Raw genomic sequence first — 18,911 nt, 5'->3', positions numbered from 1 at the left:
AGCATGAAGGGTCTACAACACTTTCACCGTCTTGGTGGAGCCTCAAACTACCGTTCACCCTTCGACGGGGCTCTCCTGAGCGCGCAGCCGAAGGGCTCAGGGCGAACGGTAGTTTGAGGCTCTCAACTGCTCTTTTTAGGGTTAAACATTGCAGGCTTCGAATACGACAGAGACAGCTTTACGGCACCGACTCTCCCTCACCTAGCGTTAGATGAGGGACGACGAAGGCGTCGCTCCCACAAACAATACCCGTATCTTCTACAATAGCGCCTCTCCCAAATGATCAATCAATGAAAAATATCGTACTCATGACCCTTGGCGCCAGTTGGGCCGTCGTTCCCGAAGTATACGGCTTTTTGGCGCCGGACCGCTTGCCGCTGTATGCCGAACATCCCGAAAACGAATCTTTCGAACGACTTCGAAACGAATACGGCTTACAAGCACCGGACGAAATCTGGCTGTGCACCACGCAAGGCGAAGCCACCCAAAAAAGCCTAAGTTCATTGACCGCATGGAGCCGGCTACTGACAAAACCCATGACATTGCGTATCTGGCAAGCAGCCGATACCGACGAACTAGCCACTCAAGCGGAATGCGAACGGATGCGCGAATTGATCGCTCGCGCCTGTCTGAAAGCACACGCCGAAGCTCGGGGCGGACAAGTCGTTCTATCGCTGGCCGGCGGACGCAAAACGATGAGCGCCGATTTGCAATGGGCGGCGGGTTTATTCGGCTGTCAAGCATTGCTGCATGTGGTCGGCAAAGATTTCAAAGTCATGCCCAAAGCATTGCAAGACGCGGCGCCGGAATTGTTCACCCGGCCCTTCGATACGGACTGCTGTCTTGCCGTTACACCGCTCATTACCGGCAAAACCCAGCGCAGCGATTTGCTGGATTTGCGCATGGACCGGACCGAAGCTATCGCCACCGAAGCCTTTTCATTGCCGCTACCGCAGTCGGGTTGGTCGCAAGTCTGGGCGGTCGATACGCCATCGTTGGTGCAAGAACTGAAAAAACGCGAACAACACGGCAGCCGCTTGCTAGGTAATTATCTATCCGAACTCGGCCGCAGCGAACATCACGAAAACTGGCGCAGTCTTTACCGGCTGCCGCCGAGAACCATAGAACAGCTAAGAACCGTGCCGCTCGATGTACAACATCTCGATTGGCTGGATATGCTGCCGAAAGCCGACTTGCATCGGCATATCGGCGGCTGTTTGGATCTAAAAGCCCAACGACGAGTCGCCGAAGCAGTCTGGCAAAGCCTGACGCAACAGGAACAACAACGAGCGAGGGGCCATTGCCGGCCCTTGTTGCAAAGCATTGAATGGCCTTGGCATTGGCCGGAATCTTTGAAAATACAAGGCGTTCGCAGTCATAACAGCGCCGCGTTGCTAAGGTATGCCGACGACGAGCAACTGCAAAACAACCTCTGGCGTTGTACCGAACCGCGCATCGCATTAACGAGCCGGCATCCGCAAAAATTTGCAGCCTACGAACGGCCCGGCGAACTCACCGGTTCCGCTATATTAAGTCATCCTGCGGCAATCGAACCCTACGCGCAAGCCATAGTCGAACAAGCCGTGCAAGAAGGCCTTGCCTATATCGAATTGCGTGGAAGTCCCCAGAAATATGGCGATGGTCTGGTGTTTCTGGAGTGTTTTTATAGCGCCCTGAAAAAAGCACTGACAAGCTTGCCGGACGGAAAAAAACCGCAATTTCGCTTTATCGTGATCGCAGACCGGCGCGATATTGAAGGAGACCGAACGGCAAGACTGCAACAAACCATTGAATTGGCGATCACGGCGCAGCATCAATGGCCTGATTTTGTGGTCGGACTGGACATGGCCGGCGACGAACAGCAAACTCGGCCCTCGGAAATCGCCGGATTGTTTACGCCTGCATTCGAACAATGCCTACCGATTACCATCCATGCCGGAGAAGGCCAGCCGGCCGAATCGATCTGGCAAGCCGCCTATCATTTGCATGCGGACAGAATAGGTCATGGCCTGACTTTAAATGACAATCCGCCGCTGGCGCAGCGGTTTCGTAATCGTGATATTTGTTTGGAATTATGCCCGACCTCCAACCGCGAAGTAGTCGGCTTTCAAGACCCGCAATGGCCGGAAAGCGAAGACTGCAAGCCATATCCCTTAATGGCATTGTGGCGGGAAGGTTTGCCGTTGACGTTATGCACCGACAATCCCGGCATCAGCCTTACCACGCTGAGCTGCGAATATTTAACGGCGGCCAGGATGAGCGGGGGCGAATTAACGCAATGGGACGCTCTAGCGATGATAAAGCAAAGCTTCATTCATGCTTTCTTACCGGGCAAGCAGAAAGAAGCACTGTTAAAGCAATGCGATAGCGAGATGTATGAAATACTCAGCCGGCAAGGCTAAGCTGTTGTGGGAGCGATCCCCAGATCGCGATCGTCGAAGTCCGAAAACTCCGATAACCAACAGACGATATCGAAGCCGAAAGTGCCAAGGCTTCGATTAAAGCACCGGCTACCTAGACAGGCGGGAGTTCGGCGGCCCTACCGAAAAAGCAAAAAATAAATAAAATTATCGTTCCCACGCTCTGCGTCACTGCCATTAAGTTAAGGATTTTTCCGTTCGCCCTGAGCCTGTCGAAGGGTGAATGGAAAAATCCTGGGTCGATAAGTTAAGCCGTCCATGGTTCGACAGGCTCACCACGAACGGCTTAACTTAATGGCAGTGACGCTCTGCGTGGGAATGCTTGAGTACCGCTCCAGCGGTACGAGACGCTAGAGCGTCTCGGTCTTCGTTCCCACGCTGGAGCGTGGGAACGATAGTGGGATGTGAATAATTACACAAATTCCAAAATATTTTGAGTTTAAAAAGTGGGGACACGGCACTTTGCTAAAAGCGGCTTTCTTCGACAACCTAGCTCAAAACCCTATCGGCCCACGGCGGTTGGCCCTAAGCCCAACTGAACAAGAATATCAACCCCAAAAACACCATGAACATCGACACCCATCTGATCCTAATCTCAGCCCAAGCCGTGCCCAACATCACGCCGATACTCGATGAACAATACCGTCCGAAGAAAGTCGTCATGCTAGTCAGCGCCGATATGCGGCAACGCGCCGATTGGTTGGAATCGGTGATTCGAAGCAGAGTAGGCAATATAACTCGTTGGCCGGTCGAAAATGCCTGGGATATTGAGCATATTCGCGATCAAGTTGTCGATTTGCTCGCCGTGCATCATGAAAACATCGCGCTCAACGCCACCGGCGGCACCAAACCGATGAGTATTGCAGCCTATGAAGTCTTTCGCGAATTCGATAAACCGATTTTTTATGTACATCCGGAGCACGACCGGATAATCTGGATGCATCCGACCGACTTACCCGGCGGCGACTTGGCCGACCGCCTCAAACTACCGGAATTTCTAAAAGCCTTCGGTGCCGAAGTGACCGCCCAAGGCGATAAATACGGCGTGCCGCGACGCTTCCGGGAATTGACAAAAACTCTGATCCTAAACGCGGAAACCTACACCGAACCGTTGCGCGTGCTCAATGCTTATGCGGCAAAAGCCAAACCCGCGCTGACAGTTGCACTGGACCCGAAGCATCGAAATTACCGTCAACTCGAAAAATTGATCGAACTATTCCAAGGCCATCAATTACTCGAATTAAAAGGCGGCCAGCTAATCTTTCCCAGCGAGGACACGCGCTTTTACATCAACGGCGGCTGGTTGGAGCAACATGTGTGGGGCGTCTGCCTAAATCTGAAAAAATCTCTAGTATTGCAAGACGTCGGACGAAGCATCGAGGTCGAACGCAACCACAGAAAACCGCCGATCAAGAATGAAATGGATATTGCGATTCTCAAGGACAACCGGCTATACATCATAGAATGCAAAACCCATCACGACAAAAACCCGGTCAACAACAAAAATACCCAGGCATTGTACAAACTCGATAGTCTTAAGGATCTATTGGGAGGGTTACAAGCCCGCGCAATGCTGGTAAGCTACAACCCGCCGAATAAATACGATCAGCAACGAGCGCATGATCTCGGCATCGCCATTTGCGCGCATCGAAGTTTGGCGCAATTATCGCAAAAATTGACGGAATGGATCACGTGAAATCAATTAACTTTTCAAAAACCGTAAATCCCGTCAACCCCCTTTGCAACCTATTGATAACAAAAGGAGAACAGAGACGAGCTATTTGAATACCAGACCTTATTAAGAAGGGATTAAGACCAATAATGTGCATACTCCCATTCACTAAATATTTGAATACCAGACCTTATTAAGAAGGGATTAAGACTAATGTTATTTCGTACTTTGTCCAATTCTTTGTCATTTGAATACCAGACCTTATTAAGAAGGGATTAAGACTGTTTATACTTGGTAACACCAATAATGTGCATACTCATTTGAATACCAGACCTTATTAAGAAGGGATTAAGACATTAATAAATGTTTACCATTGCACGGTACGTGTATTTGAATACCAGACCTTATTAAGAAGGGATTAAGACCCATTATAATTTCCCTTTAATTTAATTAAAATTAATTTGAATACCAGACCTTATTAAGAAGGGATTAAGACATCAGATTTTAGCGTAATTCTATAATAGATATCATTTGAATACCAGACCTTATTAAGAAGGGATTAAGACGTTTTTATCGATTTGATCGTATAATGTTTTCATTATTTGAATACCAGACCTTATTAAGAAGGGATTAAGACGCGCAAGGCGGAAGCCGAAGCGATCAGCCCATTTGAATACCAGACCTTATTAAGAAGGGATTAAGACATTATTAATTTCAATATTAATAATGTTATTATTATTTGAATACCAGACCTTATTAAGAAGGGATTAAGACTATCAAATCTAAAAGAGTGTAGCTAAATATACCAGATTTGAATACCAGACCTTATTAAGAAGGGATTAAGACACCAACGTTTACATATGTCACCTACTGTGAAATTTGAATACCAGACCTTATTAAGAAGGGATTAAGACTCTTCGTAATGTACCTTACCTAGTTTATTAATCTGATTTGAATACCAGACCTTATTAAGAAGGGATTAAGACATGATTACCTATATTTATTATATTATTTTAAATCCATTTGAATACCAGACCTTATTAAGAAGGGATTAAGACATTAGCCTCAATGATTGATAATATATATATATATAATTTGAATACCAGACCTTATTAAGAAGGGATTAAGACGCTTGCGTGGGCAATTACCTTGCCGTTTCTTAATATTTGAATACCAGACCTTATTAAGAAGGGATTAAGACGCTTGCGTGGGCAATTACCTTGCCGTTTCTTAATATTTGAATACCAGACCTTATTAAGAAGGGATTAAGACGTAAATGGCTCTGGTAAGGCTGGTATATCGCGTAATATTTGAATACCAGACCTTATTAAGAAGGGATTAAGACGACAATCTAAGATCATAACCTAATCTTAATAAATTTGAATACCAGACCTTATTAAGAAGGGATTAAGACGTTATAGTCTGGAATTAACCTCATTTTGTTGTTCCATTTGAATACCAGACCTTATTAAGAAGGGATTAAGACGAATACACCAGCTTGGCATTGTTCTGGTGTGGCTATTTGAATACCAGACCTTATTAAGAAGGGATTAAGACCGGCGAAGTATGTTTGGTATTGCTCTACTATTGGAATTTGAATACCAGACCTTATTAAGAAGGGATTAAGACACGTTCTATCAATCAATTTTGTTTTTTCTACTAGATTTGAATACCAGACCTTATTAAGAAGGGATTAAGACAAAAGAAGGGCTCTTTATTGAGCCCTTTTTTTTATATTTGAATACCAGACCTTATTAAGAAGGGATTAAGACCCGGCTGCAATGTCCATCTTGTGGTTTTTTAAAGATTTGAATACCAGACCTTATTAAGAAGGGATTAAGACTAATATATCCTCTTCGTTGGTATAAATAAAGTATTTGAATACCAGACCTTATTAAGAAGGGATTAAGACCGCCATATCCCGGTCATCCCACTGCTGAATGTATTTGAATACCAGACCTTATTAAGAAGGGATTAAGACCGATAAAAAAATCGAGACCTTGAAGGCTCAAATAATTTGAATACCAGACCTTATTAAGAAGGGATTAAGACGGTTCATACATTCCAGACTTGTAGTTATAGTCCGATTTGAATACCAGACCTTATTAAGAAGGGATTAAGACGTTGCACCTATACCAGTGTTATTAGATGCTAAAAATTTGAATACCAGACCTTATTAAGAAGGGATTAAGACTTTTCTTTGATGTTGGGTATATTATTTCATAATTATTTGAATACCAGACCTTATTAAGAAGGGATTAAGACATCGCGGGGATGGGCGTATCTGAGTAAAGCGATTTGAATACCAGACCTTATTAAGAAGGGATTAAGACGGTTCTGGCAACTTATTGTTGCCCATTTCTTGAGCATTTGAATACCAGACCTTATTAAGAAGGGATTAAGACGTTTTTTAATCACGAATTTAAGCATTTCAAAAAATTTGAATACCAGACCTTATTAAGAAGGGATTAAGACCGGTTCCGCCGGTTCGGTTTTTCTTTGATGTTGGATTTGAATACCAGACCTTATTAAGAAGGGATTAAGACAAATCTAAAGCCTTTCTCTATCATTCGCTTTATTTGAATACCAGACCTTATTAAGAAGGGATTAAGACGAATACGGGCGTCACGCCCGTCTCTAGTTTATTTGAATACCAGACCTTATTAAGAAGGGATTAAGACAATAATACGCCCATCAGATACGACATGCCGCTCTAATTTGAATACCAGACCTTATTAAGAAGGGATTAAGACTTAGAAATTTCATCCTTGTTATTAGGGTCGGATTTGAATACCAGACCTTATTAAGAAGGGATTAAGACTTTATTGACGTACCTCCGTGTGCAATCCATAACCATTTGAATACCAGACCTTATTAAGAAGGGATTAAGACAAAGCTATCCTGCTCATTGCTCACGTCAAATAAATTTGAATACCAGACCTTATTAAGAAGGGATTAAGACAAACATTTTCGTTGCTAGTTCTTTAGCTTCATTTATTTGAATACCAGACCTTATTAAGAAGGGATTAAGACAACCGCGTATCTTATGCGGTTAGCTTCTTTTAAGATTTGAATACCAGACCTTATTAAGAAGGGATTAAGACGAATTGTCTGACTTTGTCTTGAGCGTAAATAGCAATTTGAATACCAGACCTTATTAAGAAGGGATTAAGACCAATAGATTTCCGTGAAACTCTGATGTGATTATCATTTGAATACCAGACCTTATTAAGAAGGGATTAAGACTGCGGTTTTTTTGATTATTTTTATCGTTCCCACGCTCTGCGTGGGAATGCCTGAGTACCGCTCCAGCGGTACGAGACGCTAGAGCGTCTCGGGCTGCATTCCCACGCTGGAGCGTGGGAACGATAGGGGGGATGTGAATAATTACGGCTCTTCCGGATTTCCCGTGGTAATTTGAAAAATTAGTGACAAAGCTAATTCTTAATGAATAAATTACATTTAATACCATCTGCTTAAAGAAAATCTTCTTTTCTTATTCGGTGTCGATCCGCTATTACCACGGCAAGTACGGAAGAGCCATAATTACGAGCAATCTACATAGCAGCAATTCCCCATTTGAGAGTAAAAAAGGGTACGGAGTGCACTTTCATCGTTCCCACGCTCTGCGCTCATCGTTATACATAAGCCAAAAAATTACCCTTTTGCAAGCTTAGCCAATGAGACCTCAATACCATTTATTGTCACTTAACACTCGCGGACCACCTAGCGCTAGGCGATCCGCGTAGGGTACGCTGAGCGTACCATGGTAACCCCGCAATGTTCATGTGCCAACCGAGCCGCCAGGGCACGGTTTTGGTACGCGCAGCGTACCCTACAATTTATGTATAACGATGAGCGCTCTGCGTGGGAATGCATCCCGCAACGCTCCTGCGTTGCGAATCAGGTTTAACGGAATTATAGTCAGGCATCATGGCGCTATGGGTATCTTGACCCTGTTGCTGTAAACAGCGTTGAATTTTCATTGGAACCTCAACCGCAAGATTTAAGTCTTAGAAGTGCCCTTAACAAAATGAGGATCACGGCAATGAAAATAAAAACAGGAAGAATTCAAAGCACTGTGTCGGTAGCATTGGCTGTAGCATTGATTGGCATGGCGCCATTAAGTGCGGAAGCGAGAATGAATGCCGAAACAGAAGGTCAACCTCAATTCATTTATCAATCCAAATCGATCAATCACAACATTTACAGTTACTTGAGCAAGCAAGCCGGCGAGATATCTCTGAAACCGACCCTGATCTATGTCAATAGAGCATACGGGCAAGCCATTCACAGTTATGCGCATGTAGGTGAAGAAACCGAGATTCCGTTGACTATCGAATATGTGAATAAAGCTTATAATCCGGCTATCTATAGTTATGAGGCTGCCGAATTGAAGCCGGAAGTCAATTTACCGCCTACTGTGGTTGTCGATTGACTTTTTTCTTTTACTTTTACCTTTTAACCCCGCGCTCCGCATCGTTGACGAAACGGCGGAGCGTTTTATTTTTCGTCAGCGTTCTGTGTGATAAATGCTTTTAGGCGTGCCGGGTTTAGCGGTTTTAATTAAATGTGCACTCGCAACGCTGGAGCATTGCGGGATGCATTCCAACGCTGAGCGTTGGAACGATAATCGCACGGTGGGAGCGATCCCCAGATCGCGATTTTCGAGGTCGATAACGCCAAAAAACGAATAGCGGGATCGAAGTCGCAACGCCTAAGCACAGAAATCAAGTCGGTTAAACCTAAAAAAACATTTGAGACTTCACCAAGCCGGTGAAAGTGTGTAGACCGTTCATGCTTCGACTTGGCTCAGCACGAACGGTCTACAACACATGTCACTGCTCTTTTTAAGTTAAACGTTGTAGCCTTCGAAAACGACAACGGTCGTTTGGCGGCAGCGGCTTTCCCTCACCTAGCATTAGGTGAGGGACGACGAAGGCGTCGCTCCCACAGAGGGTCTAGACTTTTCGAGCATTGGTACATCCGTAATTAGGGGTTCCAGGCTAAAGCGTTTTAGTGCGGGAACTCGCGTCGCCCCTTGCAAATCCACTCACCACTCACCACTCACCACTCACCACTCACCACTCACCACTCCCCCCAACCCCGGCAAGCTTGCCAACCCTTCATGCTCCGCAATTAACCGTTATGCTGTTTAACCATGACAAAACGGCAACTTTATCTCGCGGCTTACGATATTTCCTGCAACAAGCGTTTGCGTAAGGCTTTGTATGTGCTGCGCGCTTATGCGTCCGGTGGGCAAAAGTCGGTGTTCGAATGTTTTTTGACGCCGGCGGAAAAGCGCGCGCTGTTGGATGAAGTTGCCGGGGTTATCGATCCTGTGGAAGACCGTTTTATTTTGCTGAAGTTGGTTGGGCCGAAGTCGATTCGGACGCTCGGCAAGGCGGTGTTGCCTCAGGACGGTTCGTTTTTTTATGTGGGGTGAACGATGAGCAGTTTGTATTTGGATAGAAAGGAATTGGCGGTCAAGCTCGACGGCCAGGCTTTGGCGCTTTATGAAGCAGGTCAAAAGAAAGGGACGGTTCCGTTGCATCTTTTGGATCGCGTAATCGTTAGAGGCAATATTCAATTGGAAAGCCGGGTGTTGGGCGCGTTGACCCAACGCAATATCGGTTTTTTGGTATTGTCGGGGCGGTCTACCGAGGCGACCGCGATGTTGGCGGCTAAGCCGCATGGCGATGCGGCTAGAAGGTTAGGGCAGTACCGGATGAGTTTGAGCGATGAGACACGGCGTCCGCTGGCGAAGTGGTTGGTTTTGGCCAAGTTGCGAGGGCAGCAGCGTTTGTTGCAGGATGCCTTGGCCGCGCGTCCCGATTTGAGAAAGCCTTTGACGGGCGCGCTGAATACCTTGCAAGGCATCGGCGGTACTTTACGCGGCGATGCGTTTAGCGCTTCATTACCGGAATTGCGAGGTTATGAAGGTAGTGCGGCGGCGGCTTGTTTCGGTGCTTACCGCCATTTATTCGCCGACTCGCTCAATTTTGCCGGGCGCAAGAAACGTCCGCCGCCGGACCCGGTCAATGCGTGTTTGTCGTTAGGTTATACACTACTGCATTACGATGCGATCAGGGCTTGTCATTGGACCGGTTTGGACCCGATGCTGGGTTTTTATCACGATGTGAGTTTCGGCCGGGATTCTTTGGCCTGCGATTTGATGGAGCCGTTGCGACCTTTAATGGATACATGGGTTTGGCATTTGTTTCGCGAACGGCGTTTGCGGGCCGAGCATTTCAGCGACGATAAAGGCCGGTGTTTACTCAATAAGGAAGGCCGACAGCGTTTTTACGGTTTTTATGAGAGTCAAGTCGGAAGCGCCCGGCGTTTGTTGCGCCGTTATGGTTATGCCTTGGCAGACAGGCTGCGGCCGGAAGGGGAGGGTTAATAATGCGCCCCTTATATATCGAAGGGAAGACCGGTTGCCGGGTGGTTTTGGACGAGCCGGCGCTTAGGATTTCGGTGCCGGACAAGGCCGACCGCTTATTTCCGTTAGCCCGAATTTCGCGGGTGGTGTGTTCCGGCTCGGTCGAGTGGACGATGGGCGCATTGTTGGCTTGCGCCGATGCCGGTATCGTCGTGTTGATTTTGTCGAAAACCGGCGAGGTCAGGGCGCGTTGGTTGGGCGTCAGCCGGGATAGGCAGTTGTTTGCCCAGCGTTTGCTCGATTTATTGTCAAGGCCGGATGGCATGCAACGTTATGAAACTTGGCGGGCGGCCATGCAAAAAATGGCGGCACGCAGTTTTGCCCGGCGCGCGGGATTACATGATTGGCGGGAAATACCGGTTGCGGATTTGCTTAGCGGTTTGCGCTTGAATTTATTGAACGATTGGCCGAATGTAGTAAATCGGGTCGAGTCGTTGCTGTATGGCGAAATGACATTGTTGTTGCTGGAGCAGGGATTGGATGTGCAGGATGAATCCGTTCAAGTCAACCGCTTGGATTTAGCCGCCGATTTCAGCCGCTTGTTGCTGTGGGATTTTTATGTGCCGCTGTTGAATATGAAGGGGCGTTCTTCTGCGCTTCCCGGCGAACGCGCCTTGGTCGAATTGTATCAAGGCCGTTCCGATCGGGTCGGCATCTTGTTTCGGGGTACGGTCAATAAGTTGCACCGGTTTTTGATGGGGGCTTCGTAATGGCGGACAGTTCGGCGGGTTTGTATTTGATTTCTTATGATATTGCCGATCCCAAGCGGTTGTCGAAAACCCATCGGGTGTTGAAAAAACAGGGTCTGCCGGTGCAATATTCGGTGTTTATCGTCGTGATGAAGCGGCCTCGTTTGTTGCGCTTGTTGCAGGCTCTTGGACATTTGATCGATGAACGGGAGGATGATATTCGTTGTTATCGTTTGCCGGAATGCGGCGAAATCAAAACCTTGGGCGTGCAGTTGTTTCCGGAAGATGTGTTGTTGTTTACCGGCGGCGTGAATAGGATTTTGAGTTGATCCGGTAGAAGTCTATCGATGTTGGGCTGAAATTTGACTGGCTTGTTATTTTGATTATTGCGGCCTCAATGTCGTTTTTTGTTTCCCATCTATTTTCGACTCCGAAATCGCGACGAAGGCGTCGCTCCCACAGTATTAACGCTTAATGCTATTTATCGCCCGATTACTGTTTTTACTCGGATAGCCGTCTGCGCTTGTGTATAACGACAGGTCCGCTATACTTTCGAGTTTTTGGAAATTAGTCATTATGTCCCAATACCCTGAGAAAACCTGTTCTATCGATCGTTTGATTCGTCACCCGAAGCTCATCGAGGCCGCCAAGTCCGGTGTAAAAACTCAACAACGCCGAGACGGCGTTTATGCTTGGCCGGGCGAGGGATTCGAGTTAGACGGCACGGCCTTCGTCGTAACCGATTTGCAACGCGAACGATTGGGCGATATGACCGACGAGCATGCCAAGGCGGAAGGTTATCCGAATTTGGAAAGCTATCGCGCGTTGATTCTGTCGATGCATCCGGGCATGACCTGGGAGCCGGAGCATTTGGTGTGGGTGCATAGTTTCAAGATCAAGCAGGACGATTAATCAGCGATGCAGTGGTTCGTGTATATGATTCTGTGTAGCGACGAATCGCTTTATACCGGTATTACCAATGATATTGAACGGCGTTTTCGGGAGCATTCGGAAGGTAGGCTGGGCGCCAAATATTTTCGCGGGCGGCAAGCATCGCGTCTAGTTTATTTGGAAGGCGGGCACGACCGCAGTTCCGCAACAAAACGCGAGATCGCCATCAAGCGATTGAAACGCGCGCATAAACTGCTTTTGTTGCGTTCGGACGTTAATCAATTAACCGATTAACGTAGGATTCGACTCTACTCCCTTTTGATCGAAAAACCGTCTAAGAATAAAAGGTATGGGATGTGTCTATCGAGGACCGCCGTAAACCCAGCACCTAAATTATCCAATATAGTTAACCATAGCCAATGGACTATGGAATTTAGGTGCTGGGTGAACCCATCCATGGGGGCTTGACGGCAGCAATCCCTGCTGCCGACATCCTCGCTAGCCACACCCCATACCTTCATAAAGTTAGCCATTTTTTGACTATAAAGGGAGTATTGTTACGGCTTTTTTACGGTATAATTTACGACATTTTTTAACTCAAGGTATTTAAAGGCGATATGTCCGATATTAATAAAGTGGTTTTGGCTTATTCCGGCGGTTTGGATACGTCGGTCATTTTGAAATGGTTGCAGGATGTGTATTCTTGCGAAGTGGTCACATTTACCGCCGATATCGGCCAGGGCGAAGAGGTCGAGCCGGCGCGAGCAAAGGCTCAGGCCATGGGCATCAAGGAAATTTATATCGACGATCTGCGCGAGGAGTTCGCGCGCGATTTCGTGTTTCCGATGTTCCGCGCCAATACGATTTACGAAGGCGAATATTTGCTCGGTACGTCGATTGCCCGTCCGTTGATTGCGAAACGTTTGATCGAAATTGCTAATGAAACCGGCGCTGAGGCGATTTCTCACGGTGCGACCGGCAAAGGCAACGATCAGGTTCGTTTCGAGTTGGGCGCTTATGCGTTACGGCCCGATATTCATATTATCGCCCCATGGCGCGAATGGGATTTGACCTCGCGCGAAAAATTGCTCAGCTATGCCGAGCAGCATGGTATTCCGGTCGAAATGAAACGCGGCAAGGCTTCGCCTTATTCGATGGATGCCAATTTACTGCATATTTCTTATGAGGGCGGTATTCTCGAAGATCCTTGGGCGGAACCCGAGGAGTCGATGTGGCGTTGGTCGGTTTCGCCGGAAGCGGCGCCCGATGAGCCGACTTATATCGAATTGACTTACCAAGGCGGCGATATCGTCGCGATCGACGGCGTGCCTCATTCGCCTGCCGAAGTGTTGGAGAAATTGAATAAAGTCGCAGGCGCCAATGGCGTCGGTCGGCTCGATATCGTCGAGAATCGTTATGTCGGTATGAAGTCGCGCGGCTGTTATGAAACGCCTGCGGGTACGATCATGCTCAAAGCGCATCGAGCAATCGAGTCTTTGACGCTCGATAGAGAAGTCGCGCATTTGAAGGACGAGTTGATGCCGCGTTACGCCAGTTTGATTTATAACGGTTATTGGTGGAGTCCTGAGCGGAAAATGTTGCAGGAAATGATCGATGCATCGCAAGTCAATGTTAACGGTACCGTTAGAATCAAACTCTATAAAGGCAATGTCATTGTGGCCGGCCGTTCTTCCGATACCGATAGTTTGTTTGACGAGTCGATTGCGACTTTCGAGGACGATGCGGGCGCCTATAATCAAAAGGATGCCGAAGGCTTTATCAAATTGAATGCATTGAGAATGCGTATTGCAGCAAAAAAAGGCCGTTGAACCGATAAGAGGTCGTCATGCCGATTGGTTGGCGATCCCGATAAAAAGAAGGACAATTTCATTTAAACTTGTATAATTGCCAGGTTAATTTTTTATCTCAAACCGCTGAGTGTTAGGCATTATTACGCGGTTATCGGATAAAAGCGATTTATGCGAGTCAATTTTGTCAATAATAAAAAATTTCGGTGGGGAAGCTGTCAGCTAAGGAATTTCCGTATCGAGAGGAAGAAATAATGAGCGAAAAGCTAAATTCGAACTCTGGTAATGGACGGGACAGTGGTTTGATCGTTGTGGAAAGAATTCCGTCGCATCAGAGTCTGGTCAAGGTGAACCGGGTTTTGATCTATGCGGTGTTTTTTTTAACAACTATGGTGTTTCTGATGGGGTTTTTTCTTATGCCTTCTCAGGACACTATCAACCATTTAAAGGCCGTTCAAATGGAACAGGCTTTTAATAAAACTAAGAATCCTGCCATGTCTGCTGAAATTGATACTCTCAAGGCGCAGTTGATCGGCTTGATTAGCGGTTCGATAGAAAGTAAGTTGACAACGCTCGAGCAAAGCGTGAAATTAGGTAGCGTCAATTATTCTTTGGGGACGATTGCGGATCTTAAGAACGATGTCAAGATGCTGCGCTCTTACTCCGATGCGGCTAAACCCAACCCTTCTGAAGCCAATAACGAACAATTGTTGGCTGAAATGTCTCAATTAAAGAATCTGATCTATTTGACTCTTGGTTCCTGCGGGTTGATGCTGGCGGCAATTGCCGGCGTTTGGTTTAGAACGCGCAGAAGGCTGGTACACCAAAATAACCGTCGCGGTTTTTTAGGTAAGCATTAATCCTAATGTATCATCGTTCCTACGCTCTGCGTGGGAATGCATCCCTGGACGCTCTGCGTCCCCAGTGATCGATAAAACTAGCAAGAGCTAACCTCCCCCTCTACGCCAACTTAGTGCTTATCCCATTTCTGGTTCCCACGGTCCTCCGTGGGAATCCATACCTTGGCTACCGAGGCAAGATCGGTATGCGTTCCCACGCTGGAGCGATGGGAACGAGGACATGTCTTGAACTTAAGAGTAACAAAAAAGCCGCTAACGTATAAACTTTAGCGGCTTTTTTAAGCAAATCGGTCAAACGTTTAAGTTTGACCGATGATTATTGTTATTTATTTGCTCAGGTATTCGTAAACAGAATCGATCGCTTCTTCTTCGCTCATGCCTGATTTTTTGACAGGGCCCAATTTCATGATTTGATCGACTGCTTTCGGCATACCGCCTTTGCCTTCTTTCAATACAGTGCCGAATTTTGCACGGTCTAAGGCTCCGCTTTTGATTAGTTCACGTAATTGCGGATTTGATGAAATATCGTGGCAAGCACCGCAGCCGCGACCGAATGCGCGATCATAGATTTTTTTGCCGACTTTTACGTCACTGGCTGCGAATGCTTGACTGCTTAAAGCCAGAGCTACGAAACCTGCTGCTGCGATTAAGGATTTTTTCATTTTTGACCTCTCTTGGTTATTAAAAAAGAACCATAACCCGGTTACGGTTCGATTAAAAGTTAAAGCCGCAAAGAATAGGGGATTTAACGTAAAAATTCAAATACAATTTGATTGTTTTATTAGGATTATTTCCTGAAATGCTTCGCTTGAATTCCGAGATAAGCGTGGTTGCCTTTCTGTAACTATTCGGTATATTTGAATAATGTATTTGTAGATTGTTGTTTTGTAACGACGTATGTATGCGCATAGCTAGACAACGAAATTAAGCTCGATCGCCGATAATGGAGTGAGTACGGGTAATCGTAAATCATAGGTTTGAGCCTCGTAAAAAGTTGACTGATTCTCTATGAGTTTATTAAACAATACGCGTTACACAAAAAGTTCCGGTACTTCCTTGTTCCGGTTAGCCATTGCCTTCGGCTGGAGGATAATAGTATGGTTTTGAAACAAAGAACGGATCTTGTCCAATTCATGCTAAAGATTTAAGTCAGCAGGGCTGATTCTTCGGCATTTCAATTGAAAAATATCGCTTTGTTGAGGTGTATTATTGTTATTCCGGCTGAATACAAACTGAACCGGAATCATTATTTACAGGGAGAAGTGCTTCCGGTGGTGGGATGTTTTACTCCTCGTTCCCACCGCTCCTGCGTGGGAATGCATACCGATCTTGCTTCGGGGCAGCCAGGCCAAGTAGATACTAATGCCGAAATCTGGGGTGCGATGACTATATTAACGCGAACACAGCCTTATTTTTTCCAGCGCTGGAGGTAGCCGTTGGCGGCGATGCTCCATAGTTTCGATTCATTGTCGGTAAAGCTTAGAGACAATATGGTTGCGGCCGAAGGACGCCAGGCGTCTTCTTTTTTGGGGCGCCAAAGTTTTTCGAGTTTGCCGGTACTGACTCTCCAAAGATCGATGCGCTGCGAGGTGCGGCCGGTAACTACGTATTTACTGTCGCGGGAGAAGCGCGCGGCGGATAAGGTTAGCAGTTTAGGGCCTACGTCTTTATACACTTTGCCGGTTGATGTTTTCCAAATAAGAACTTGACTCAAGGCCGCATTGGTCAATGCATATTGTCCGTCATCGCTTAATGCTACAGTCGCCAATTTATTGTGATGCGGCCAACTGTATTTGAGCGTACCGTTGGTTAAATCCCATAATTTTGCAGTGTTGTCTTCCGACCCGGTTAATGCATAGTGACCGATTCGGTCTAGTGCAGTAGTTAAGACGGCTTTATCGTGCGCAAAGGCGTAAAGCGTTCGGCCTTGATTCAATGCAAAATAGACGGCTTTATCCGGGAGTCCGATCAAGGCGTGTAAGCCGTCATGGGATAAGCTGACCGAACCGATTCCGGGCAGGCTCCAAACATTCAGCAACGCGCCGTCGGCGATTCGCCACCAGGCAATCGAGTCGCGCTGCGCGGTGACGGCGTAGCGTTCGTTTCCTGAAATCGCGGCATGGACGATGCCGCTTTCGTCTTCAAGGTGTTTCCAGCTATGCAAAAGCGCCCTGGGTTTTAATTGCCAAAGTTCCGCAGGTCCCGAGGTTCTTCCTATTAACGCATAATGATCGGTCAGATCGGCGGAAAAAATGCCGTCATTAGCCAAGACGACCGTTTTATCGGCTTTCGGCGTTCGGTCGCACCCGATCGATAATGCGACAAGCCAGAGTGCCAGGATAATCCGGATGATCATATTAGTGTTCTCATAAGACGGTTGCAGCTTGATTGCCGGTAAACCATTGAAGTTTTTCATGCAAGGAGACGACAGTGCCGATAACGATTAATGTTGGCGGCGTGATATCTTGTTTTGCGGCAATCTCGGGCAGGGTGCTCAACGTACCGGTAAACACGCGCTGACGATCGGTTGTGCCTTGTTGTACCAATGCGGCCGGTAAGTTTTCGCTGGCGCCGTGTTCGATCAGCGAGCGGCAAATAATCGGTAGGCCGACCAAGCCCATGTAAATGACGAGCGTTTGATTCGGTTTTGCGAGTTGCTGCCAGTTAAGGTTAATGGTGTCGTCTTTCAAGTGGCCGGTGACAAAAGTAACGGATTGTGCATGTTCTCGGTGAGTTAAAGGAATGCCGGAATAGGATGCGCAACCCGATGCGGCGGTAATGCCGGGGACGACTTGAAAATGAATGCCTTGTTCCATTAGTGTTTCGATCTCCTCGCCGCCGCGCCCGAAGATGAACGGGTCGCCGCCCTTTACCCGCGCCACCCGTTTGCCTTGTTTAGCTAAATCGGCCAGTAATTCGTTGATCCGATCTTGCGGCAGGCTATGTTCGCTACGCTGTTTGCCGACATAAATTTTGGTGCTGTCGCGGCGTGCCAGATCCAAAATGGCCGGCGCGACCAGGCGGTCGTAAACGACGACATCGGCTTGTTGCATTAAACGCAAGGCTTTAAATGTGAGTAAATCAGGGTCGCCGGGACCGGCGCCTATTAAATAGACTTCGCCTTGGGGCTTGGCGCTTTGATGTTCGTGCAAGGAATTTTGGATCTGTCGTTCGGCTTCTTCGTCCTTACCGGCGAATACGAGTTCCGCTACCGATCCTTGAAAGGTGTTTTCCCAGAAAATTTTACGCAGAGCAGGAGAGCCGATTCGTTGTTTTACCAACGGTCTGAATTTCTCGGCGAGTTGCGCCAAGCGACCGTATCCTGCCGGAATTAGCGTTTCTATTTTCGCACGTAGTAGTCGTGCTAGAACAGGCGCCGCGCCGCCCGAGGATACGGCTGCGATTAACGGCGAGCGGTCGATAATGGCCGGAAAAATGAATGAGCAAAGCTGCGGACTATCCACGACATTGACCGGTATGTTGCGTTCGTGTGCGGATTTTGAAACCTGTTGGTTGGTTTCGAGCCGGTTAGTTGCCGAGACGACCAATATGATGTTTTCAATATCTTCAGGTTGAAAAGATTTTTGTTTGATCGTCAATTGACAGCGTTCGGCCATGGCGGCGACCGTTTCGCCGATGTCTTCGGCGATGACGGTAATGTCGGCTTCGGCTCTAGCGAGTAGATCGATTTTACGGGCGGCAATTTCTCCGGCCCCGACGACCAGGCAGGGTTTACCGGTCAATTTGAAAAAAATCGGAAAATAGTCCATTGGGTTTGGCAATTCGCGTATGGGTTCGAGAGTGATATTATAGCGACTCCTCAGACTGTACTGAAAAATAAAACCCAATCATGATTGAATACGATATTGAAGTCGATGCCACCGGCCTTAATTGCCCATTGCCCTTGTTGCGTTTGAAAAAAGCTCTGCAGCAAATGATGAGCGGCCATGTGGTCAAAGTCATCGCAACCGACCCCGCCGCGCATTTGGATATCGGGGTTTATTCCGATCAAACCGGGCACCGAATTCTCGATTATTTAAAAGAAGAAGATAAGCAGATTTTTTATATCAAGAAGAAATAGGTGAAAGGTGAAAGGTGAAAGGTGAAAGGTGAAAGGTGAAAGGTGAAA

At 47.1% G+C, this 18,911-nt stretch carries 15 protein-coding genes and 1 CRISPR repeat array; of the genes, 12 read left to right on the top strand and 3 right to left on the bottom strand.

The features are described 5' to 3' along the window. Window positions 1-290: 290 nt before the first annotated feature. The 11 genes from ACRJJO_RS06880 (at window position 291) to ACRJJO_RS06830 (ending at window position 14,782) form a co-directional block, all read left to right on the top strand. Window positions 291-2,402: a CRISPR-associated ring nuclease gene (locus ACRJJO_RS06880; protein ID WP_431065129.1), complete on the top strand. Its 2,112-nt coding sequence runs from the start codon at window positions 291-293 to the stop codon at window positions 2,400-2,402. A 583-nt stretch (window positions 2,403-2,985) separates the two neighbouring features. Further along, window positions 2,986-4,116 carry a Card1-like endonuclease domain-containing protein gene (locus ACRJJO_RS06875; RefSeq protein ID WP_431065128.1) on the top strand — a complete coding sequence of 377 codons (1,131 nt, stop codon included), beginning with the start codon at window positions 2,986-2,988 and terminating at the stop codon, window positions 4,114-4,116. Window positions 4,117-4,199: 83 nt separating this feature from the next. Next, a CRISPR array of direct repeats spans window positions 4,200-7,338; the repeat unit is 37 nt; unit sequence ATTTGAATACCAGACCTTATTAAGAAGGGATTAAGAC. 802 nt (window positions 7,339-8,140) lie between these two features. Beyond that, window positions 8,141-8,530, top strand: a complete 390-nt coding sequence (locus tag ACRJJO_RS06870; protein WP_254055184.1) for a hypothetical protein — start codon at window positions 8,141-8,143, stop codon at window positions 8,528-8,530. A gap of 723 nt (window positions 8,531-9,253) precedes the next feature. After that, complete coding sequence (gene cas2, locus ACRJJO_RS06865; RefSeq protein ID WP_017839245.1) at window positions 9,254-9,538, top strand: CRISPR-associated endonuclease Cas2; 285 nt, start codon at window positions 9,254-9,256, stop codon at window positions 9,536-9,538. Between the two features lie 3 nt (window positions 9,539-9,541). Further along, the gene (gene cas1 / locus ACRJJO_RS06860) at window positions 9,542-10,495 is read left to right on the top strand and encodes a CRISPR-associated endonuclease Cas1 (RefSeq protein WP_431065127.1); all 954 of its coding nucleotides are present in this window, start codon (window positions 9,542-9,544) and stop codon (window positions 10,493-10,495) included. 2 nt (window positions 10,496-10,497) lie between these two features. Further along, window positions 10,498-11,244: a CRISPR-associated endonuclease Cas1 gene (locus ACRJJO_RS06855; protein ID WP_431065126.1), complete on the top strand. Its 747-nt coding sequence runs from the start codon at window positions 10,498-10,500 to the stop codon at window positions 11,242-11,244. Then, entirely contained in the window at window positions 11,244-11,552 is a 309-nt protein-coding gene (gene cas2 / locus ACRJJO_RS06850) for a CRISPR-associated endonuclease Cas2 (RefSeq protein ID WP_431065125.1), read from the top strand. The genes ACRJJO_RS06855 and cas2 (ACRJJO_RS06850) overlap by 1 nt, the downstream gene beginning before the upstream one ends. 247 nt (window positions 11,553-11,799) lie before the next feature. Continuing rightward, window positions 11,800-12,135 (top strand): ASCH domain-containing protein, encoded by a 336-nt coding sequence (locus ACRJJO_RS06845; protein ID WP_431065124.1) that lies wholly within the window; start codon window positions 11,800-11,802, stop codon window positions 12,133-12,135. A gap of 6 nt (window positions 12,136-12,141) precedes the next feature. Beyond that, entirely contained in the window at window positions 12,142-12,408 is a 267-nt protein-coding gene (locus ACRJJO_RS06840) for a GIY-YIG nuclease family protein (RefSeq protein ID WP_431065123.1), read from the top strand. 323 nt (window positions 12,409-12,731) lie between these two features. After that, window positions 12,732-13,943, top strand: coding sequence for an argininosuccinate synthase (locus tag ACRJJO_RS06835; RefSeq protein ID WP_014149087.1), 1,212 nt, complete (start codon window positions 12,732-12,734; stop codon window positions 13,941-13,943). Between the two features lie 233 nt (window positions 13,944-14,176). Further along, window positions 14,177-14,782, top strand: coding sequence for a hypothetical protein (locus ACRJJO_RS06830; protein WP_431065122.1), 606 nt, complete (start codon window positions 14,177-14,179; stop codon window positions 14,780-14,782). Between the two features lie 326 nt (window positions 14,783-15,108). On the opposite strand, the gene ACRJJO_RS06825 is transcribed toward ACRJJO_RS06830, so the two are convergent. The 3 genes from ACRJJO_RS06825 to cysG all read right to left on the bottom strand — a co-directional run bounded on the left by ACRJJO_RS06825 (window position 15,109) and on the right by cysG (window position 18,552). Further along, window positions 15,109-15,444, bottom strand: a complete 336-nt coding sequence (locus ACRJJO_RS06825; protein WP_431065121.1) for a c-type cytochrome — start codon at window positions 15,442-15,444, stop codon at window positions 15,109-15,111. A 746-nt stretch (window positions 15,445-16,190) separates the two neighbouring features. Then, window positions 16,191-17,138 carry a WD40 repeat domain-containing protein gene (locus ACRJJO_RS06820; RefSeq protein WP_431065120.1) on the bottom strand — a complete coding sequence of 316 codons (948 nt, stop codon included), beginning with the start codon at window positions 17,136-17,138 and terminating at the stop codon, window positions 16,191-16,193. A 10-nt stretch (window positions 17,139-17,148) separates the two neighbouring features. Further along, the gene (gene cysG / locus ACRJJO_RS06815; protein WP_431065119.1) at window positions 17,149-18,552 is read right to left on the bottom strand and encodes a siroheme synthase CysG; all 1,404 of its coding nucleotides are present in this window, start codon (window positions 18,550-18,552) and stop codon (window positions 17,149-17,151) included. 80 nt (window positions 18,553-18,632) lie between these two features. On the opposite strand from cysG, the gene ACRJJO_RS06810 reads away from it, so the two are divergent. Beyond that, window positions 18,633-18,863 carry a sulfurtransferase TusA family protein gene (locus tag ACRJJO_RS06810; protein ID WP_431065118.1) on the top strand — a complete coding sequence of 77 codons (231 nt, stop codon included), beginning with the start codon at window positions 18,633-18,635 and terminating at the stop codon, window positions 18,861-18,863. Window positions 18,864-18,911 lie beyond the last annotated feature (48 nt).

Origin of the sequence: Methylotuvimicrobium sp. (assembly GCF_050611805.1) — a bacterium.
GTDB lineage: Bacteria > Pseudomonadota > Gammaproteobacteria > Methylococcales > Methylomonadaceae > Methylotuvimicrobium.
The sequence above is the reverse complement of the archived record's forward strand: the minus strand, read 5'-3'. Positions and strand labels throughout refer to the sequence as shown.